This window comes from Sphingomonas sp., assembly GCF_019746665.1.
Lineage (GTDB): Bacteria > Pseudomonadota > Alphaproteobacteria > Sphingomonadales > Sphingomonadaceae > Sphingomonas.
Map to the genome: position 1 here is coordinate 213,786 of NZ_JAIERS010000012.1, position 17,985 is coordinate 231,770.

Below are 17,985 nucleotides of genomic sequence, written 5' to 3' on the forward strand. Positions count from 1 at the left end.
CGCCCTCACGCGCTGGCGGCCGCGCGGATCGCGGCACGGATGCGGTTATAGGTGGCGCAGCGGCACAGATTGCCGGCCATCGCCGCGTCTATTTCGTCATCGCTGGGCTTGGGCGTCTGCGCAAGAAGCGCGGTCGCCGACATGATCTGACCGGCCTGGCAATAGCCGCATTGCGGCACATCGGCGGCGATCCACGCGGCCGATACCCGCCGGCCGACGGGCTTTTGCGCGACCGCCTCGATCGTCGTCACCTTGGCGGCGCCGACACTGCCGAGCGGAGTCTGGCAACCGCGCACCGCCTGGCCATCGAGATGGACGGTGCAGGCGCCGCAGAGCCCCTGCCCGCAGCCGAACTTGGTGCCGATAAGGCCCAAATCCTCGCGGAGCACCCACAGCAGGGGTTTGTCCGCGGGTGCATTCACCTGCACCGTACGCCCATTGACGTTCAGCCGCACCGCCATTCGCCTCTCCCCAATCGTGTTGGAACGATAGCGCGGGGCGGTGGAGCCGACAAGGATCGGCGCCGCGGGCGCGGCACCGATCCCTTGCGGGTTCAGCGGGTGGCGACGACCGCGGGCGCGGCGGCGCGGGCGGCGGCGACGCGGCGGTCACGCTCCGCATTGCCCTGGGCGATCACCCCCTGTTCACACGCCAGACGGCGGTTCTGCGCGGCGAGCGTCAGCGGACCGTCGAGGGCGCAAGCCTCGCGCGCGGCCTGCCACAGCCGGCGATCGAACAGGCGAACGCCGTCGGCGCGGCTCATGTCGAGATCCGCGACCCGGATCGTAACCGATTGCTGCACCTGCTCTGCGTTTGCTGCAGGCGCGAAGAGAGCGGCCGCGGCGAAGGCCGCGACGAGAAGCGTGCGCATCGTAGTTTCCCTTGTTCAAAGGCGGCGATTTCTGCCGTCTCAGCTGCTATAGCAAAGCTATCGGCGGCTGCGCCAACAACGATGTTGCACTGCCGTTATGCAAAAGTGCAGAAGGGTCGCCATGGACTGGAACGATCTGCGCTATTTCCTGGCCGTAGCGCGCCACGGCACCACGCTCGCCGCCGGGCGCGCGCTCAAGGTCAGCCAAACCACGGTCGCCCGGCGCGTGCAAGTGCTGGAAGGCGACCTGGGGCTGACCTTGTTCGAGCGTCGCCCGACCGGCTATGTCCTCACGCCCGAGGGCGAGGGGCTGATCGACCAAGCCCGCGAAGTGGAACAGCGCGCCCAAGCCGTGGCGGCCCTCGCCGCCGCGCAAGGGCGCGTCGCGCGCGGCACGGTGAAGCTCACCACCGAAGAGATCGTCGCGGTTACGTTGCTCGTGCCCGTGCTCGGCGCCCTGCACGAGACGCATCCCGGCATCACGGTCGAGATCGACACCAGCGATGCGCTCCGCGATCTGGGCGCGGGTGATGCAGATATCGCGCTGCGCAGCTGCCACCGTCCCGAAGGCAATGCCCTCGTCGCACGGCGGCTGAGCGACGAGATCTGGGCCTTTTATTGCAGCGAATCCTATGCCGCCGCCCATGGCGTCCCCGGATCGATGGAGGAATTGGCGAACCATCCCATTATCGGCGGTGGCGGGCCGGGGTTGTGGCGGCATTACCAGCCGTGGCTGGCGCGTTATGGCCTGGAACAGGCGGTAACGCTGCATCAGGGTTCGGTAATGGGATTACTCGCCTCGGTTAAGGCGGGGCTCGGCCTCGCGGCGCTCCCGGTGCTGGTTGCCGATCACGAACCTGGCCTGATCCGCTGCACGCCGCAGACGCCGCCGGGCGGGCGCGGACTGTGGCTGCTCACGCACGAACGCCTCCGCCACACCCCGCGCGTGCGCGCGGTGCTCGATCTGATCGCCGATCACATCATCGCGCGGGCGCGCGCAAGCACGCCCACCCCGGTGTTGCGGCCCGAATTCGCCGACGCGCACATCGTCCTGCCGCCCGGGTTTCAAGCCGACATCGGCACCGTGCAATAGCGCGCCGCCCAAGCGGCGGCGCGGGACTGGCGCCCAGGATTGCATGGGCGTTACTGCAGCGGCAATTCGGTTTCACACCAATGAAACATCATCGTCAGTGTCGCGTCACCAAACCGGAACGGTTCTGACCAACTTCCCCGTCAAAGGCTGAAGAAAGCCAATGACTCGATTGAACGCCAATCTTTGGGGGACCGCCATGACGCATGACACGACCGACCTCGCCCTCGGTTACGATGACGGCGACATCGATACCAACCGCACCGCCAACCCGTCGCTCAACGAGCTCGCCCACGCGATGCTCTCGCGGCGCCAGGCGATGCGCAACGGCGCCGGCGCGATGGCGATGGCGGTCTTCAGCAGCAGCCTGCTTACCGCCTGCGGTGACAACAATAACATCAGCCGTGGCCCGACCGACCCGGCGCCGACCGCTGGCCTCACCACCTCCGGCACCACGAGCAGCGGCCGCGTCGTGACGCTCACCGGCACCGCGACCGACAACAATCCCGTCAGCTCGGTGGTGGTGACGCAGACCGGCGGCCCGGCGGTGAACCTGATCCCGGCGGCGACCCCCAACAGCTTCACCTTCATCGCCCCGGTCGTCTCGGCGGCGACCACGCTCAATTTCCGCCTGACCGCGACCGATACCGCCGGCCAGGTCGCGGTGGCCGACGCGAGCGTCACCGTGAACCCGCCCGCGCTCGGCTTCAACGCGATCCCCAAGAATCTGAACGATGTCGTCACCGTGCCGACGGGCTACAGCGTCACCGTGCTGTCGCGCCTCGGCGATCCGATCGCGGCGGGGGTTCCGGCCTTCGCCAATGACGGCAGCGACACCAACTTCGCCCAGCGCATCGGCGACCATGGTGACGCGCTTTATTACTACGGCCTCTCGGCGGCGGGCACCCGCGACGACAACAGCAACACGCGCGGCCTGATCGTCCAGAATCACGAGAACATCACCCAGACCTATCTCCACATCAACGGCCCGACCACGACCGGCGGCGTCCGCCCCGAGGCCGAGGCGATCAAGGAGATCGAGGCGCACGGGCTGAGCGTGATCGAGGTCACGCGCGCGCTCAACGGGGGCTGGAGCTATGTCCAGGCGAGCAACTTCAACCGCCGCATCACCCCGAACACGCCCACCGTGTTCAACGGCCCCGTGGCCGGGGCGAGCTTCATGCAGACCGCCTTCTCGCCCGACGGGACGCGCGGGCGCGGCACGATCAACAATTGCGCCAATGGCTATACCCCCTGGGGCACCAACCTGACGTGCGAGGAAAACTGGGCCGGCTATTTCCGCCGCCCGCGCGCGACCGACGACGCGCTGCGCACCCCGGCGCAGGTCACCTCGCTGGTGCGCTACGGCGTCGCGAGCAACACCGGCAATTATGGCTGGTCGACCGTCACCCCCGCCGATCCCGCCAATACCTTGTTCCGCAAGTGGGACGCGCGCGTCTCCGGCGCGTCGGCCACCGCCGATTTCCGCAACGAGCCCTATCACTATGGCTGGGTCGTCGAGACGGACCCCTATGATCCGAGCCAGGCGCCGCGCAAGCGCACCGCGCTCGGCCGGATGAACCATGAAGGCTGCTGGCCCGGCAATTTCGTCGTCGGCCGCCGCCCCGCCTTCTACATGGGCGACGACGCGCAGAACGAATATCTCTATAAATTCGTCTCGGCGACGCCCTGGGTTGCCGCCGACGCGACCGCGACCAATCGCCTCGCGATCGGCGACCGCTATCTCGATCAGGGGACGCTGTACGTCGCGGTCTTCAACGCCGATGGCACGGGTCAATGGGCGCCGTTGGTGTTCGGCACCGGGCCGATCACGGCTGCCAACACCACCTATCCCTTCGCCAATCAGGCCGATGTGCTGGCGAACGCGCGCCTCGCGGCGGACGTGTCGGGCGCGACGCGCATGGACCGGCCCGAATGGACCGCGGTGAACCCGGTCACCGGCGAGGTTTACCTCACCCTCACCAACAACAGCTCGCGCCGGCCCAACACGCTCGATGCCGCCAACCCGCGCGCTTATGTCGATCCGCCGAGCACCACCGTCGGCAATCGCAACGGCCATATCATCCGCCTGCGCGAAACCGGCGACAATAGCGAGGCGACGACCTTCACCTGGGACATTTATGTCTTCGGGTCGGGCTCGGACCTCGATGCGACCAACATCAACCTCTCGGGCCTCACCGCCGATAACGACTTTTCGAGCCCCGACGGGCTGTGGTTCGGCCGCGCGACCAACGCGACCGGGCAGGTGACCCCGCTGCTCTGGATCCAGACCGACGACGGCGCCTTCACCGACCAGACCAACAACCAGATGCTCGCCGCGCTGCCCGGGCGAGTGGGCGATGGCGGCACCCGCGTGGTGAACAACAATGCCGGCGGCCTCACCGGCTCGGCGACCACCCGGATCGGCGCCGCGCCCGGCACCCAGCTGCGCCGCTTTCTGGTCGGCCCGCGCCAGTGCGAAATCACCGGCATCGACTCGACGCCCGATGGCCGCACCCTGTTCGTCGGCATCCAGCATCCGGGCGAGGACGGCACTTTCGCCGCGCCCGGCAGCAACTGGCCGGCGACCCAAGCGACGGGCAGCGCCCCGGCGAGCACGCGCCCGCGCTCGGCGGTGGTCGTGATCACCAAGAATGACGGCGGCGTGGTCGGCCTGTAATTCCAGCTTTCCCTGGAACACCTCGCGCCCCCTGGAAACGGGGGGCGCTTTCTTTTGGCCGGAAGCGGCGGGGCGCTATTGCACCGCGAACACGATGCACGCCTCGTCCTGCAGCGTTTGCAGCGGCGGCTGCAGCGTTACGCCGGTGGCAGCGTCGGGCGCCGGTGGCGGCGGCGGTGGCGGGGGTGGCGGTGGTGGCGGTGCCTCGGCCAAACGGGCGCGACCTCCAGTGACCACGACATCGGTCGGCCGCGTGCCGGGCGACGCATAGTTGGGCCAGCCGGCGAGCACGTCGGTGCGGCACACCCGCGCGGTCGGGTCGATCACTTTCGCCGCCCCCAGTCGTGCGCCGGCTGCCTCCACCGCCGCGCGCGCCCGCGCCGCCGCGTCGCGCATCGCCGCGTCGGCAAGGGCGGCCTTCACCTTGTTGTCGGGTTCGAGGCGGAAATACACCTGGCCCACGCCGGTCGGCTTCGCGGCAAGCACGGCGTTATAGGCACGTTCGAGCAGCGCCATATCCCGCACCTCGATATCGAGCGCGGCGGTCACCTCATAGCGGTCGATCTTGTCGGCGCGCTGATTGTCCACCAGCCGACCGTCCCTGTCGCGATATTGATCGTATAGCGGCCGCGTCGAGAAAGTCGTCGTCAACCGCACGCGGTCGGCGCCGAGCGCGCGCAGCGCGGCGTCGAGCTCGGCGACCTTGCGCGCGGCGGCGGCGGTCGCCCCCGCCGCATCGCGCTCGACCGCGCCAAACTCGGCCGTGAAGCGCGCGCGATTGGCGGGCAGTTCGGTCCGCACCAGCCCCAGCGAGGCGATCACCGGCTCGCGCAGCCACCAGGGGGCGGGAATATAGCGCTCGCCGATCTCAGCCGGCGGGGTCTGCGCGCTCGCGGCGCTTCCCAAGAGCAGCAGCGGCAGCAGCAGGCGCATCGCACATCCCTTTCACCGTGGATCAGCGCTGTTTGGCACGCCGCCGGCGGGAAGCAAAGCCTATGGTATCAAAAAGAAAAACCCGCGGCGCCCTCCCCCAGGGCGCCGCGGGTCTTCCCGCCCCTTGCCATCAACTTGTTACGCGACGCGTGCGGTCACCACCTCATCGGGCTCGCGCAGCACATAGCCGCGGCCCCACACCGTCTCGATGTAATTCTCGCCATCGCACGCCAGGCTCAGCTTCTTGCGCAGCTTGCAGATGAACACGTCGATGATCTTCAGTTCCGGCTCGTCCATCCCGCCATAAAGGTGGTTGAGGAACATTTCCTTGGTGAGCGTGGTGCCCTTGCGGAGCGAAAGCAGCTCGAGCATCGCATATTCCTTGCCCGTCAGATGCACGCGCGCGCCATCGACTTCGACCGTCTTGGCGTCGAGGTTCACGGCGAGCTTGCCGGTGCGGATCACGCTTTGCGAATGGCCCTTCGAGCGGCGGACGACCGCATGGATACGCGCGACCAGCTCCTCGCGGTGGAACGGCTTGGTCACATAATCATCGGCGCCGAAGCCGAAGCTGCGCACCTTGGAGTCCATTTCCGAATTGCCCGACAGGATCAGCACCGGGGTCTGTACCCGGGCGACGCGCAGTTTCTTCAGCACGTCATACCCGTGCATGTCGGGCAGATTCAGGTCGAGCAGGATGATGTCGTAATCATAGAGCTTGCCCAGATCGAGGCCTTCCTCGCCCAGGTCGGTGGTGTAAACATTAAAGCCTTCGGCCGAAAGCATCAGCTCGATGGCCTTGGCCGTGGTCGGCTCGTCCTCGATCAGCAGCACGCGCATTCGCCCAGTCCCCCTCAGTTCTGGCCGCGACCCCCAGGTGCGTCGCTCGACCCGCAGCATTAACCAAACGGGACATGAACGCAAAAGGTTAATTTAGTCCTACGCTAGGGGAATCCACGAGTCGCGGCGTTTCTTGCACGGTTCGACTCATCCGGTTTTCGCCCAGCGCATCGCCTAAAAAAGCAATCAGGGCTTCCACGCGGGCCGGCCGCAGCGTGGCCGGCGGGGTGAGCAGGTGGAGCGCGAGCGCGGGCGGGTGCCACTCGGGAAGAATGGGCTCCAGCCGCCCAGCGGCGATTTCGGCGCCGACGATGAAGTCCGGCAGCACCGCCAGCCCAACCCCGGCGCAGAGCGCGGGCAGCAGTGCCTCGCCGCTGTTCGCGCTCAGCGGGCCACGCGCGCGCAGCGTCACCTGCGCACCATCGGGGCCGTTGAATTGCCAAGGCCCAGTGACGTTCGAATAAGCGAGCAACTGATGCTCGGCGAGCTGGCCAGGGTGGCCGGGACGGCCGTGGCGCTCGAAATAAGCGGGCGCGCCAACGATATGCATCGCGACCGGCCGTAGTCGCCGCGCGCGTAGCGAACTGTCGGGCAGGCGCCCGATCCGCAGCGCGATGTCAAAGCCCTGGGCAACGATGTCCACCACCCCATCGGAAAGATCGAGGTCGATCTCGATCCGTGGGTTGAGCGCGAGGAACCGCGCGATCACCGGCGCGACATGGGCCAGGCCGAAGCTCATCGGCGCGCTCACCCGCACCCGACCGGCGAGTGCCGCCGCGCCCTCTTGCGCCGCTTCCTCCGCCGCGCGCGCCTCGGCGAGCATGGCCCGGGCATGGTCGGCGAGGCCGCGGCCCTGTTCGGTAAGCGCCAGTCGCCGCGAGGTGCGGTGGAACAGCGCGGTGCCCAGTTGTGCCTCCAGCCGGGTAATGGCCTTAGACACGGTCGCCTTGGAAACGCCAACGGCCTCCGCCGCGCCGCTGAACGAGCGATGCTCGATCACACAGGCGAACAAGGCCCAGGCCTCGAGATCGGGAAGCCGCATACCCAAGCTGTAAGCATTGGAGGAAGCGGGCGCAATCGACCCTGCCCTTGGCCTTGCCCGGCCGCCGGGTTAAATCGCCGGCGCAACAATGGGGAGGCAGGGATGCGAACGACACTTGGCTTGGCCGTGCTGCTGATGGCGAGCAGCGCCGCCGCGCAGGATTATGGCCGGCCCGAAGGCTATGAAGGTCGATCACAAAGCGCCACCACGGTCAGCTATGATGGCGGCCGGTTCGTCGATGATGGCGGCGGCAACTGGACCGAATTTGGCCAGGGCAGCATCATCAAGGCGCGCTTTCAGGAACTGGCGCGGGGGCGCGACTGGATCGACCTCAACGATCCCTCGCGCGACATCCAGATCCGCCTGCACATCGGCCAGCGCGTGATCCTGATCACCGAACATGGCGGCGCCTATCGCCTGCTCTACCGGGTAACGGGCATCGCCAACGATGGGCCGCGATACGGTCGCCGGGACGATTGGCGCGATGCCCCGCGGCGCGACTGGGCGTGGCGTGACGGCGCCGGCCGCTCTGGCCGCACCGTGACCCGCGATCTCGATTCGGGTCCGATCTGGAACCAGCGCGACGCCGAAGGCAAATGTCCGGCGGTGGCTCGCCGGGCGGGCGGCGAATGGACTGGCAATTGGCGTACCGTACAGGTCGGCAGCGCTTCGGTGTGCGAGGTCCGCTTCAACAGCTAATATACGGAAACGGTCATTTTCGATTGTTTCTGTTTACGCGAAGATCGCAGTACCTATCTTGGCCGCAACCAAGGAGGCACTGCCATGACGACGGCAACCACGAACAAGATTGAAATCCGGCGCTTCGAAGGGCTCGGCCATGCCGATCATGGTTGGCTGAACGCGCGCCACCATTTCTCCTTCGCCAACTATTATGATCCCGCGCGGATGAGCTGGGGCGCGATCCGGGTTTGGAACGACGACGAGATCGCCGCCAACAGCGGCTTCCCCCCACACCCCCACCGCGACATGGAGATCATCACTTACGTTCGGGAAGGCGCGATCACCCATCAGGACTCGTTGGGCAATCAGGGCCGCACCGAAGCGGGCGATGTTCAGGTGATGAGCGCGGGCACCGGCGTGCGCCACGCGGAGTATAATCTGGAGAGCGAGACGACCAAGATCTTCCAGATCTGGATCGAACCCAAGCGGCTGGGTGGCGCGCCGTCATGGGGCGCCAAACCCTTCCCCAAGCCCGATCGCTCGGGCCAGTTCGTGGTGCTGGCGAGCGGTTTCGCCGAGGATGAAGGCGCGCTGCCGATCCGCACCGACGCGCGCCTGCTCGCCGCGACCGTAACGGCGGGCGATCGCATCCGCCACACCGTGGCGCCGGGACGGCACGCCTATCTGGTGCCCGCGCGCGGCGCGATCGAGATCGAGGGTGAGCGGGTCAACGCCCGCGACGGCGTCGCCATTCATGGCGGCCAGACCATCGAGATCCTCGCACTCGAAGACGCCGAACTGGTGCTGGTCGACAGCGAGTAAACGCCGGTTTCTGCAAGCAATAGCCGTAGTTGATCACTATGATCGGCAACGGACATTACAGCCCTGGGAGCTTCATCATGACCAAAGTGCTCGTGCTTTATTACTCATCCTACGGCCATCTCGAACAAATGGCCGAGGCGGTCGCCGAGGGCGCGCGCGGCGCCGGCGCGCAGGTCGATGTGCGCCGCGTTCCCGAAACCGCGCCGCCCGAAGTCGTGGCGGCGGCGCATTTCAAGACCGATTTCAAACATGAGGTCATCAGCGGCCCCGATGCGCTCGCAGATTATGACGCGATCATCGTCGGCACCCCCACCCGCTATGGCCGGATGGCGAGCCAGATGGCGGCGTTCCTCGATACCACCGGCGGGCTGTGGATGCGTGGCGCGCTCAACGGCAAGGTCGGCGGCGCCTTCACCTCCACCGCGACCCAGCATGGTGGCCAGGAAACGACGCTGTTTTCGGTGATCAACAATCTCTTCCATCTGGGGCTGATCATCGTCGGGCTGGATTATGGCTTCCAGGCGCAGATGGGGGTCGATGAGGTGAAGGGCGGATCGCCCTATGGCGCGACCACCATCGCCGACGGCAATGGCAGCCGCCAGCCGAGCGCGACCGAGCTCGACGGTGCCCGCTACCAGGGCCGCCGGATCGCCGAGGTGGCGGCGAAGTTGACGGCGTGAAGCTGCTGGGGCGACGCGGCTCCCCGTCGCCCCAATTCACCTCTGACGAACGTTGAGGGATGCCCCCGCCCCCGACGCACGGGCGCTATCTTAAGTTGAACCCCGGCCCCGGGCTCAGCGCCCTCGCAGGATTGTCGGCAACCGCCGGTTGCGCGGCGAAGCTTGCACGGGCGCGGGTGAAGATGGTCCGCGCCGCCGCCGCCCCCGGCGCGGCGAGCGACGTACCCACCCAGCGCCAGTGCCACGGCTCATAGGACACACCCTGCGCATTGCCCGCCGGGAAGCTCAGCTCGAACCCGAAATCGGGCGCATGGACCAATAGCCAGCGCCCCACGGCGGTACGCGCGAAGCACGGATCGACGTCATGGCAGCCGCGACTGGGCCGGGTGCCGAAATCGAGTGCATAGCCGGTCGCGTGCTCGCTATAGCCCGGCGGGCCGACCCAGCGGGCGCGATCGGCGGCGTCGCGCGATCGCTTGCGCGGGCCGATCTGGCCGCAAAACACCTGCCCTTGGCGCGCGATCGATCGGTGGCACGAAACCGCCCGCACCGCGCCGCGCAGCTCGGGGTTGGCATTGGCCGCGGCCAGCATCCGCTCCAGATCGGCGACGACTTCGCGCCGCAGCTGGCACTTGCCGCCGATCGCAAAGCCGGCAGGCGCGGGCACCAGGTCCTCCGCGCGCGCCTCCTCATAGGGCAGATGGCCGAGCATCCGCCCGTCGGCCATCGCCGCCACCTCCTGCCCCGGGCAGAGTCGCGCCGCCGAAAGCGCGCCGGGAGCCGTGAACAAAACCAACGCTACCAACGGCTTGTTTCGCATCACCCCTCCCATCCAAACGCCGCTCTGGCATGGCGGCGACGATGGTGGCAAGGCATAACCATGCTCACTGATCGCGTGCTTTTCATCGACGCCGAGGCGATAATTCTCGACAAGCCCGCCGGCCTGCCGGTCGATGCGCCGCGCGACGGCAGCCTGAGCATCGAGAACCATTTGCAGGCGCTGACGTTCGGGTTTCAGCGCTGGCCGCTGCCGGTCCACCGGCTCGATCGCGACACCTCGGGCTGTCTGCTGCTGGCGCGTAATCCCAAGGCGCATAAGCGTTTCGCCCAGGCGTTCGAGGCGGGTAGCGTGGAGAAGCGCTATCGCGCGGTGCTCGACGGGGTGCCCGAGGGTGAGAGCGGCACAATCGACCTCGCGCTCGCCAAGGTGAGCAGCGTCGAGCGTGGCTGGCGAATGGTGCCGAGCGCCAAGGGCAAGCCGGCGCGCACTCATTGGCGATTGATACGCGTGGCCGATGGGCGCGCGCTGGTCGAGTTCGTCCCCGAAACCGGGCGGACGCATCAGATCCGTGTCCACGCCGCCGAGGGACTGGGCTGCCCGGTGCGCGGCGATCCGGTGTACGGTCGCGCGAACGGCGTGCCGCTGCTGCTTCACGCCGCCGCGCTGAGCGTGCCGCGCGGCGCCAAGCCGCCGGCGAGCGCGCTCGCCCCGACCCCCGATCGCTTCATCACAGCGGGGTTCGCGGATGATTGAGGTTCCCGCCGAGGCGATCGAGGAACGCTTCCTGGCGGGAACCGGCCCGGGCGGGCAGAATGTCAACAAGGTCGCGACGGCAGTGCAGCTCCGCGTCGATGTATTCGCGCTGGGGCTGCATCCCGAGGTTTATCGCCGGCTGCGTACGCTCGCCGGTTCGCGTATGACCACGGCGGGCGAATTGCTGATCGTCGCCCGCCGCTTCCGCACCCAGGAGGCCAACCGGCTCGACGCGCGCGAGCGGCTGAACGAGCTGCTCCAGGCCGCCCTTCGCCGCCCCGAGAAGCGGATCAAGACCAAGCCGAGCAAGGCGGCCAAGGCCAAGCGGATCGAAAAGAAGAAGGCGCGCAGCGACGTGAAGGCGGCGCGCGGTAAAGTGCGGGTGGAATAAGACCTACCGCAACAGCACCAGCTCCTCCGCCATCGTCGGGTGGATCGCGACGGTCTGGTCGAACTGATCCTTGGTCAGCCCCGCCTTGATGGCGACCGCCGCGACCTGCAGAATCTCCGGCGCGTCCGGCCCGATCATGTGGATGCCGACGATCCGGTTGTTCGCGCCATCGCAGATCATCTTGTACAGCGCGCGCTCGTTGCGGCCGGCGAGCACATTCTTCATCGGTCGGAAGTCCGACGTATAAACCCGAACCGAGCCCAGTTTGGTCCGCGCCTGCCCTTCGGTCATGCCGACGCCCGCGAGGGGCGGGTGGCTGAACACCGCGCTCGGGATGCAGCTATAATCGACTTTGGTCGGCTTGCCGCCATAGATGGTGTCGGCGAAGGCCTGCCCCTCGCGGATCGCGACCGGGGTGAGCTGCACGCGGTTGGTGACGTCGCCGACCGCATAGATGCTCGCGCAGGTCGACTGGTTATCGTCATTCACCTTCACCGCGCCCGCATCGTCGATCTCGACCCCGGCGGTTTCCAGCCCCAGACCCTCGGTGTTGGGCACGCGGCCGGTGGCGAACAGCACGCAATCGACGTCGATATCGTCGTGATTGGTCATCGAGACGCGCAGCTGGCCGTTCCCGAGCTTCTCGATCCCGCGGAAACTGGCGTTGAAGCGGAAATTGATGCCCTTGGTCATCGAGATTTGGAGTAGCCGGTCGCGGATCTGCTCATCATAGCCGCGCAGGATCTGGTCGGAGCGATTGATCAGCGTCACATGCGCGCCGAACTCGTGGAAAATACCCGCGAATTCATTGGCGATATAGCCCGCGCCCGCGATCAAGATGCGCTTGGGGATCGCGGGCAAATGGAACACCTCGTTGGAAGTGATGCCATGCTCGTGCCCGGGGCAGCTGGGGATTTGCGGCCGCGCGCCGGTCGCGATCAGGATGCGTTCGGCGGTGAACTCGGTCCCGTCCGCCAGGCGCACCGAATGCGGTCCGGTGACGACCGCGCGCTGGTGAAACAACTGAACCTTATGGTTTTCGAGCGTGCCGGTATAGGCGCCCTCGATCCGGGTGACTTCGGCGAGCACGTTATCGCGCAGCCGCGCCCAATCGAAATTGCATTGGGGTACGTCCCAGCCAAAGCAGCGGGCGTCGGCCAGATCCTCAGCGAAATGCGCGCCATAGACGAGCAGTTTCTTGGGCACGCAGCCGCGGATCACGCAAGTGCCGCCGACACGATATTCCTCGGCCACCGCGACGCGGGCGCCGTGTGCCGCCGCGACGCGCGAGGCGCGTACCCCGCCCGATCCGCCACCGATGACGAACAGATCAAAATCGAAATCGCTCATGTCGCTTCCCGTCTCAGCCAAAGGCGCGCGCGATCAGATCGGTGGTGGAAGGATCGAAGTCACCCCCCTGCCCCGCCGCCTTCGCCATTTCCTTACCCAGTTCCACGCCGAACTGGTCGAACGGATTGATGCCGAGCAGCACCGCGTTCACGAATGTGCGCGCTTCGTAAAACGCGATCAGCGCGCCGAGCGTGCGCGGATCGAGCGTTTCGAGCAGCACCGTGCTCGATGGGCGATCGCCGGGATAGGCGCGCGCGGGATCGTCCGGGTTGGCGCGGCCCTGCATCAGCGCGGCGCCTTGCGCGAAGGCGTTGAGCAGCAGCTGGCGGTGATGTGCCTCGGCGAGCGTGTCGCCCGGCTCGATCACCGCGACAAATTCCACCGGCACCAGATGCGTACCCTGGTGGAGCAACTGGAACACCGCGTGCTGCGCGTCGGTCCCCACCCCGCCCCAGGTGATCGGGGCGGTGGGGCGACCGATCGGCGCGCCCTCGATCGTGACACCCTTGCCGTTCGATTCCATCTCCAGCTGCTGGAGATAGGGTGGCAGCAGGCGGAGCCGCTCGTCATAGGCGAACACCGCGCGCGTCTCCGCCAGCTCGACCTGGGCGTAGAAGAGATCGGCGAAGGCGGCGAGCGCCGGCGCATTCTCGTGGAGCGCGGCCAGGCGGAAATGGCGGTCCATCTCCCCCGCCCCGTCGAGCATCGCCTCGAACGCATCCCACCCCAGCGCGAGCGCCGCCGGGAAACCGATCGACGACCAGAGCGAATAGCGCCCGCCGACCGACTCGGCGAAAGGCAGCACGCGGGTGTCGTCGACTCCCCAGTCGACCGCGCGTTCGGGTGCGGCGGTGAGCGCCACGACCCGGCCATAAGGGTCGGCCACCCCGCCCTCGCTCAGCCAGGCGAGCGCGCTTTCGGCGTTGAGCAGGGTTTCGGTGGTGGTGAAGGTCTTGCTGGCGACCACGATCAGCGTCGCGCTGGGATCAAAGCGGCGGAACGCCTCCTCAAGCGCGAGTCCGTCGATGTTCGAGACGACCGCCACCTCGTAGCGCGCTTCCTCCCGACCGAGCGCGTCGATCAGCAGCTGCGGCCCCAACGCCGAGCCACCGATGCCGATATGGAGCACGTGGCGGATCGGGCCGAATGCTTCTGCTTCGATCGCGTCGATCAGCGCGCGCATCCGGGCGTGGAGCTGCGCCGCGCGGGCGACGGCCTCGGGCGACCCCTCGCCACGCTCGGCGCTGTGCTCGGCGGCGCGGCCCTCGGTCGCGTTGACCGCGGCACCGGCGAACAGCGCCTCGCGCTTGGCCGCAAGATCACGCTCCTTCGCCAGCGCCTCGAACGCGGCAAGCGCCTCGGCGGTGAGATGCGTCTTCGACCAATCGAAATGGATGCCCGCGACGTCGAGCGTCAGCCGTTGCAGCCGATCGGGATCGGCGGCGAACAGCGCGTCCAGGCGATCGGGGGCGAGCGCGGTGATGGCGTCCCAGGCGGTCATGCTGCTACTCCCTGCGGGCGTTAGGCCCGCCGCTTAGCGCTTGGGGGCCGCCCCCGCCACCCCGCTTGACGCCCCGCCTCGCTAGGCGCAGAGCGCCGCCACGATGGATCAATCCCCCGTGCCGCCGCCCGATGCGGCTCCCCGGCCCGCCCGCCGTTCCGCGCAGGGCGAGCTGCGCGATAATTTGTGGTTCCTGCTCTGGCTGGTGCTGGGCGTCGCGCTGTTCCGCAGCTTCCTGCTGTCGCCTTTCGTCATTCCATCGGAATCGATGCTGCCGCGCCTGCTGATCGGCGACTATCTGTTCGTCTCGAAATGGAATTATGGCTTTTCACGGCACAGCCTGCCGTTCAGCGCGCCGCTGATCCCGGGCAAGCTGTTCGCCAGCCTGCCCCAGCGAGGCGACATCGTCGTGTTCAAGGCGCCGCCGCTCGACCACGACGATTACATCAAGCGGGTGATCGGCCTGCCGGGCGATTCGATCCAGCTCGTCCGCGGCCAGGTGATCCTGAATGGCCAGCCGCTACCGCTCACCCCGCTCAAGGATTTCCGCATCGCGCTCACCCCCAATTACGGCTTCGACAAATGCGCCGAGCCGTACCGCGAGCTGATCCGCGGCAAGTTCTTCTGCCATTACCGCGCTTATCGGGAGACGCTCCCGGGCGGACGGCACTATACGGTGCTCGATCGCGGCGCCTCGCCGGGGGACGACACGCCCGTGTTCCATGTGCCGCCGGGCCATGTCTTCATGATGGGCGACAACCGTGACGACAGCGCCGACAGCCGCTTTCCAGCGGTGGCGGGGGGCGGCATCGGCTTCGTGCCGGTGGAAAATCTGGAAGGCAAAGCGGTGTTCATGTTCTTCTCGACCGACGGCAGCGCGCAGTGGCTGCTGCCCTGGACCTGGGCGAGCGCGGCGCGCTGGGACCGGATCGGACGTGGCTTTTGAACACGCTGGCGGCCTGGATCGAGGAGGCGTTCGGCCTCCCCCCGCGCGACGAGGCGCTCTACGTTCGCGCGCTGACGCATGGCAGCCGCAGCGCCGACAATTATGAGCGGCTGGAGTTTCTCGGCGACCGGGTGCTCGCGCTGGTGATGGCCGAATGGCTTTATGAGCGCTTTCCCGGCGAGAGCGAGGGGCAACTCTCGAAGCGGCTGAACGCGCTCGTCACCGGATCGGTTTGCGCCGAGATCGGCCGCGAACTGGGCGTTCCGGCGCAGCTTCAGCTCGGCAAGCAGGCGCGCGATGATGGCGCCTCGGACTCGGATAATGTGCTGGGCGACGCGGTGGAGGCACTCATCGGCGCCTTCTACCAGGAACATGGCTTCGATCCCGCGCGCGCGGCGGTCCGGCGGTTGTGGGCAACGCGGGTGAGCGCCGATCTGCGCGCGCCGCAGCATCCCAAATCGGCGCTGCAGGAATGGGCGGCAGCCCAAGGCCGCCGTCCGCCGGAATATGCGGTGATCGACCGCGCCGGCCCCCACCACGCCCCGCGCTTCACCGTACGGGTAAGCGTTGGCAAGCTCGCCGAGGCAACCGCGACCGGCGGATCGAAACAGGAAGCCGAGACAGCGGCGGCCGCCGCGCTTCTGGCGCAATTGGAGGCACGATGACCGAAACCCGTTGCGGCGTGATCGCCGTGGTCGGTGCGCCCAACGCCGGCAAATCCACCCTCGTCAACGCGCTTGTCGGCCAGAAGGTCGCGATCGTCAGCCCCAAGGCGCAGACCACGCGCACGCGCCTGCTGGGCGTCGCGATCGAGGGCGATGCGCAATTGCTGCTGGTCGACACGCCGGGCATTTTCGAGCCGCAGCGCCGGCTCGATCGGGCGATGGTCGCCGCCGCCTGGGGCGGAGCCGAGGGCGCCGACCTGATCGCGCTGGTGGTCGACGCCAAGGGCGGGCTCGGCCCCAAGGTGGCGCCCATCGCCGAGGCGCTGGCGAGCCGATCCGAGCGCAAGTTCCTGATCCTCAACAAGGTCGATCTCGCCGACAAGGCGCGGCTGCTTGGCCACGCCCAGCGGCTGAACGAGCTGGCGACCTTCGACGAGACCTTCTTCGTCTCGGCGCAGACCGGCGACGGACTCGCCGAGCTGAAGGCCGCGCTCGCCGGCGCGATGCCCGCCGGCCCCTGGCATTTTCCCGAGGATCAGGTGTCGGACGCGACCGAGCGGATGCTCGCCGCCGAGGTCACCCGCGAACAGCTTTATCTCCAGCTCCATGCCGAGCTGCCTTATTCGAGCGCGATCGAGACCGAAAAATATAGCGAGCGCGAGGACGGCTCGGTCGAAATCCACCAGCAGATCCTCGTCGCCCGCCCCACGCAGCGCGCGATCGTCCTCGGCAAGGGCGGCGCAAGAATCCGGGAGATCGGCGCGCGCGCGCGGGCTGAACTCGCGCAATTGCTCGGTCACCCGGTCCATCTTTACCTGCATGTAAAGGTAAAGGCCGATTGGGACGAGGATCGCAGCTTCTACAGGGATATCGGGCTCGAATGGGTGGAGTGAAACAGATCAAGGCGGCGGTGGTGCAGGCCGCCCCGGTGCCGGTCGCCGTGACCTATGGTATCGAGCGGATGGCCAGGCAGCTGCGCGACGCGCTCGACACGGGCGCGCGGATGATCGCGTTCGGCGAGACTTTCCTGGGCGGCTATCCGATCTGGCTCGACGAGGCGCCCGGTGCCGCCTTGTGGGATCAGCGCGGCGCGCAGGCGCTTCACGGCCTGCTGCTCGATGAAGCGCTGCGCGAGAACGATCCGCGGCTTGAACCGATCCAGGCAATGGTCGATGCCGCCGGTGCCTATGTGTCGGTCGGCGTGCATGAGCGGGTGCGGTCGAGCCTCAAGAACACCCAGATGCTGCTGCGCCCTCATCTGCCGCCGGTGAAGCACCGCAAGCTGGTGCCGACGCACGGCGAGCGGCTGATCTGGGCGCGGGGTGACGGCTCGACTCTCACCACCACCGATGCCGGCTGGGGGACGATCGGCCAGGCGATTTGCTGGGAGCATTGGATGCCCCTCGTCCGCGCGACGCTGCACCATGCGGGCGAAGCGGTGCATGTCGCCGCCTGGCCGACGGTGCGCGACGTCCACATCCTCGCCAGCCGGCATTATGCGTTCGAGGGGCGCTGCTTCGTGCTCGCGGCGGGTACCGTGCAGACGCGCGACCAGGTGATCGAGGGCCTCGCGCGCGCGGGCGGAGACGCCGATGCCGAAGCGCTGCTGAAGGCGATGCCCGAGGGTTTGCTGCAACATGGCGGCAGTGCGATCGTCGCGCCCAATGCCGATGTGCTGGCGCTTGCCGGGGATGGCGAGGAGATCATCACCGCCGATCTCGACCTGACGGCGATTGGCCGTGGCCTCGCCGCGCTCGATGTCGATGGCCATTATAGCCGGCCGGACATTTTCGAGCTGCGGGTCGATCGGCGCGAACAGAATGGGGTGGTCTAGCGCGGCAGAAACCGACGCTCGCGTCGATCTGAGCGAACGTCTGCGAAAGCCCAAAATAGCAAGTGATGTCCCCACCCTAAAGCGAGGGTATTTCACCGATTGCCGTCGCAACACCTTGGCCGCGC

19 protein-coding genes are annotated in these 17,985 nt (G+C 67.6%); 11 read left to right on the plus strand and 8 right to left on the minus strand.

The window, feature by feature from the left end; genetic code table 11:
- Positions 1-5 precede the first annotated feature (5 nt).
- Both K2X73_RS09405 and K2X73_RS09410 read right to left on the minus strand, forming a co-directional pair.
- Positions 6-461: a (2Fe-2S)-binding protein gene (locus K2X73_RS09405; protein WP_294110207.1), complete on the minus strand. Its 456-nt coding sequence runs from the start codon at positions 459-461 to the stop codon at positions 6-8.
- Positions 462-553: 92 nt separating this feature from the next.
- Entirely contained in the window at positions 554-871 is a 318-nt protein-coding gene (locus K2X73_RS09410; RefSeq protein WP_294110209.1) for a UrcA family protein, read from the minus strand.
- Between the two features lie 121 nt (positions 872-992).
- On the opposite strand from K2X73_RS09410, the gene K2X73_RS09415 reads away from it, so the two are divergent.
- On the plus strand, positions 993-1,964 hold the full coding sequence (locus K2X73_RS09415) for a LysR family transcriptional regulator (protein WP_294110213.1): 972 nt from the start codon (positions 993-995) through the stop codon (positions 1,962-1,964).
- 196 nt (positions 1,965-2,160) lie between these two features.
- Entirely contained in the window at positions 2,161-4,641 is a 2,481-nt protein-coding gene (locus K2X73_RS09420) for an alkaline phosphatase PhoX (protein WP_294110215.1), read from the plus strand.
- A gap of 75 nt (positions 4,642-4,716) precedes the next feature.
- Here the strand turns inward: K2X73_RS09420 and K2X73_RS09425 are convergent, their stop codons facing one another.
- From K2X73_RS09425 to K2X73_RS09435, 3 genes are all read right to left on the minus strand, one after another.
- Positions 4,717-5,574: an SIMPL domain-containing protein gene (locus K2X73_RS09425; RefSeq protein WP_294110217.1), complete on the minus strand. Its 858-nt coding sequence runs from the start codon at positions 5,572-5,574 to the stop codon at positions 4,717-4,719.
- Positions 5,575-5,712: 138 nt separating this feature from the next.
- Positions 5,713-6,414, minus strand: coding sequence for a response regulator transcription factor CtrA (gene ctrA, locus K2X73_RS09430; protein WP_294110218.1), 702 nt, complete (start codon positions 6,412-6,414; stop codon positions 5,713-5,715).
- 88 nt (positions 6,415-6,502) lie between these two features.
- Positions 6,503-7,456, minus strand: coding sequence for a LysR family transcriptional regulator (locus K2X73_RS09435; protein ID WP_294110220.1), 954 nt, complete (start codon positions 7,454-7,456; stop codon positions 6,503-6,505).
- A gap of 102 nt (positions 7,457-7,558) precedes the next feature.
- Between K2X73_RS09435 and K2X73_RS09440 the strand changes: the two genes are divergently transcribed.
- The 3 genes from K2X73_RS09440 (at position 7,559) to wrbA (ending at position 9,639) form a co-directional block, all read left to right on the plus strand.
- Positions 7,559-8,155: a mannan-binding lectin gene (locus tag K2X73_RS09440; RefSeq protein ID WP_294110222.1), complete on the plus strand. Its 597-nt coding sequence runs from the start codon at positions 7,559-7,561 to the stop codon at positions 8,153-8,155.
- Between the two features lie 84 nt (positions 8,156-8,239).
- On the plus strand, positions 8,240-8,959 hold the full coding sequence (locus K2X73_RS09445; protein WP_294110224.1) for a pirin family protein: 720 nt from the start codon (positions 8,240-8,242) through the stop codon (positions 8,957-8,959).
- A 77-nt stretch (positions 8,960-9,036) separates the two neighbouring features.
- Positions 9,037-9,639: an NAD(P)H:quinone oxidoreductase gene (wrbA, locus tag K2X73_RS09450; protein ID WP_294110226.1), complete on the plus strand. Its 603-nt coding sequence runs from the start codon at positions 9,037-9,039 to the stop codon at positions 9,637-9,639.
- An 85-nt stretch (positions 9,640-9,724) separates the two neighbouring features.
- Here the strand turns inward: wrbA and K2X73_RS09455 are convergent, their stop codons facing one another.
- Positions 9,725-10,459 (minus strand): M15 family metallopeptidase, encoded by a 735-nt coding sequence (locus tag K2X73_RS09455; protein WP_294110227.1) that lies wholly within the window; start codon positions 10,457-10,459, stop codon positions 9,725-9,727.
- 54 nt (positions 10,460-10,513) lie between these two features.
- Here K2X73_RS09455 and K2X73_RS09460 point away from each other — a divergent pair, with 54 nt between their 5' ends.
- Both K2X73_RS09460 and arfB read left to right on the plus strand, forming a co-directional pair.
- Positions 10,514-11,173 (plus strand): RNA pseudouridine synthase, encoded by a 660-nt coding sequence (locus K2X73_RS09460; RefSeq protein WP_294110358.1) that lies wholly within the window; start codon positions 10,514-10,516, stop codon positions 11,171-11,173.
- Positions 11,166-11,564, plus strand: a complete 399-nt coding sequence (arfB, locus tag K2X73_RS09465) for an alternative ribosome rescue aminoacyl-tRNA hydrolase ArfB (RefSeq protein ID WP_294110229.1) — start codon at positions 11,166-11,168, stop codon at positions 11,562-11,564. The genes K2X73_RS09460 and arfB overlap by 8 nt, the downstream gene beginning before the upstream one ends.
- A 3-nt stretch (positions 11,565-11,567) precedes the next feature.
- Here arfB and gor read toward each other — a convergent pair whose 3' ends face one another.
- Both gor and pgi read right to left on the minus strand, forming a co-directional pair.
- The gene (gene gor, locus K2X73_RS09470) at positions 11,568-12,914 is read right to left on the minus strand and encodes a glutathione-disulfide reductase (protein ID WP_294110231.1); all 1,347 of its coding nucleotides are present in this window, start codon (positions 12,912-12,914) and stop codon (positions 11,568-11,570) included.
- A 13-nt stretch (positions 12,915-12,927) separates the two neighbouring features.
- On the minus strand, positions 12,928-14,415 hold the full coding sequence (gene pgi / locus K2X73_RS09475) for a glucose-6-phosphate isomerase (protein ID WP_294110232.1): 1,488 nt from the start codon (positions 14,413-14,415) through the stop codon (positions 12,928-12,930).
- Between the two features lie 103 nt (positions 14,416-14,518).
- Here pgi and lepB point away from each other — a divergent pair, with 103 nt between their 5' ends.
- The 4 genes from lepB to K2X73_RS09495 are packed head-to-tail and all read left to right on the plus strand — an operon-like array spanning position 14,519 to position 17,860.
- Positions 14,519-15,361 carry a signal peptidase I gene (gene lepB, locus K2X73_RS09480; RefSeq protein WP_294110234.1) on the plus strand — a complete coding sequence of 281 codons (843 nt, stop codon included), beginning with the start codon at positions 14,519-14,521 and terminating at the stop codon, positions 15,359-15,361.
- A gap of 5 nt (positions 15,362-15,366) precedes the next feature.
- Complete coding sequence (rnc, locus tag K2X73_RS09485; protein ID WP_294110362.1) at positions 15,367-16,026, plus strand: ribonuclease III; 660 nt, start codon at positions 15,367-15,369, stop codon at positions 16,024-16,026.
- Entirely contained in the window at positions 16,023-16,919 is an 897-nt protein-coding gene (gene era, locus K2X73_RS09490; RefSeq protein ID WP_294110236.1) for a GTPase Era, read from the plus strand. Before rnc ends, era begins: the two co-directional genes overlap by 4 nt.
- Positions 16,907-17,860, plus strand: coding sequence for a carbon-nitrogen hydrolase family protein (locus K2X73_RS09495; protein ID WP_294110238.1), 954 nt, complete (start codon positions 16,907-16,909; stop codon positions 17,858-17,860). Before era ends, K2X73_RS09495 begins: the two co-directional genes overlap by 13 nt.
- Positions 17,861-17,985 lie beyond the last annotated feature (125 nt).

What these genes read in the sequence shown, in the direction of transcription:
- wrbA (WP_294110226.1), top strand. Translation starts at nt 9,037, where the DNA reads ATGACCAAAGTGCTCGTGCTTTATTACTCATCCTACGGCCATCTCGAA.
- K2X73_RS09445 (WP_294110224.1), top strand. Translation starts at nt 8,240, where the DNA reads ATGACGACGGCAACCACGAACAAGATTGAAATCCGGCGCTTCGAAGGG.
- arfB (WP_294110229.1), top strand. Translation starts at nt 11,166, where the DNA reads ATGATTGAGGTTCCCGCCGAGGCGATCGAGGAACGCTTCCTGGCGGGA.
- K2X73_RS09405 (WP_294110207.1), bottom strand. Translation starts at nt 461, where the DNA reads ATGGCGGTGCGGCTGAACGTCAATGGGCGTACGGTGCAGGTGAATGCA.
- era (WP_294110236.1), top strand. Translation starts at nt 16,023, where the DNA reads ATGACCGAAACCCGTTGCGGCGTGATCGCCGTGGTCGGTGCGCCCAAC.
- gor (WP_294110231.1), bottom strand. Translation starts at nt 12,914, where the DNA reads ATGAGCGATTTCGATTTTGATCTGTTCGTCATCGGTGGCGGATCGGGC.
- K2X73_RS09440 (WP_294110222.1), top strand. Translation starts at nt 7,559, where the DNA reads ATGCGAACGACACTTGGCTTGGCCGTGCTGCTGATGGCGAGCAGCGCC.
- K2X73_RS09435 (WP_294110220.1), bottom strand. Translation starts at nt 7,456, where the DNA reads ATGCGGCTTCCCGATCTCGAGGCCTGGGCCTTGTTCGCCTGTGTGATC.
- K2X73_RS09415 (WP_294110213.1), top strand. Translation starts at nt 993, where the DNA reads ATGGACTGGAACGATCTGCGCTATTTCCTGGCCGTAGCGCGCCACGGC.
- K2X73_RS09425 (WP_294110217.1), bottom strand. Translation starts at nt 5,574, where the DNA reads ATGCGCCTGCTGCTGCCGCTGCTGCTCTTGGGAAGCGCCGCGAGCGCG.
- lepB (WP_294110234.1), top strand. Translation starts at nt 14,519, where the DNA reads ATGGATCAATCCCCCGTGCCGCCGCCCGATGCGGCTCCCCGGCCCGCC.
- K2X73_RS09410 (WP_294110209.1), bottom strand. Translation starts at nt 871, where the DNA reads ATGCGCACGCTTCTCGTCGCGGCCTTCGCCGCGGCCGCTCTCTTCGCG.
- ctrA (WP_294110218.1), bottom strand. Translation starts at nt 6,414, where the DNA reads ATGCGCGTGCTGCTGATCGAGGACGAGCCGACCACGGCCAAGGCCATC.
- K2X73_RS09495 (WP_294110238.1), top strand. Translation starts at nt 16,907, where the DNA reads ATGGGTGGAGTGAAACAGATCAAGGCGGCGGTGGTGCAGGCCGCCCCG.
- pgi (WP_294110232.1), bottom strand. Translation starts at nt 14,415, where the DNA reads ATGACCGCCTGGGACGCCATCACCGCGCTCGCCCCCGATCGCCTGGAC.
- K2X73_RS09420 (WP_294110215.1), top strand. Translation starts at nt 2,161, where the DNA reads ATGACGCATGACACGACCGACCTCGCCCTCGGTTACGATGACGGCGAC.
- K2X73_RS09455 (WP_294110227.1), bottom strand. Translation starts at nt 10,459, where the DNA reads ATGCGAAACAAGCCGTTGGTAGCGTTGGTTTTGTTCACGGCTCCCGGC.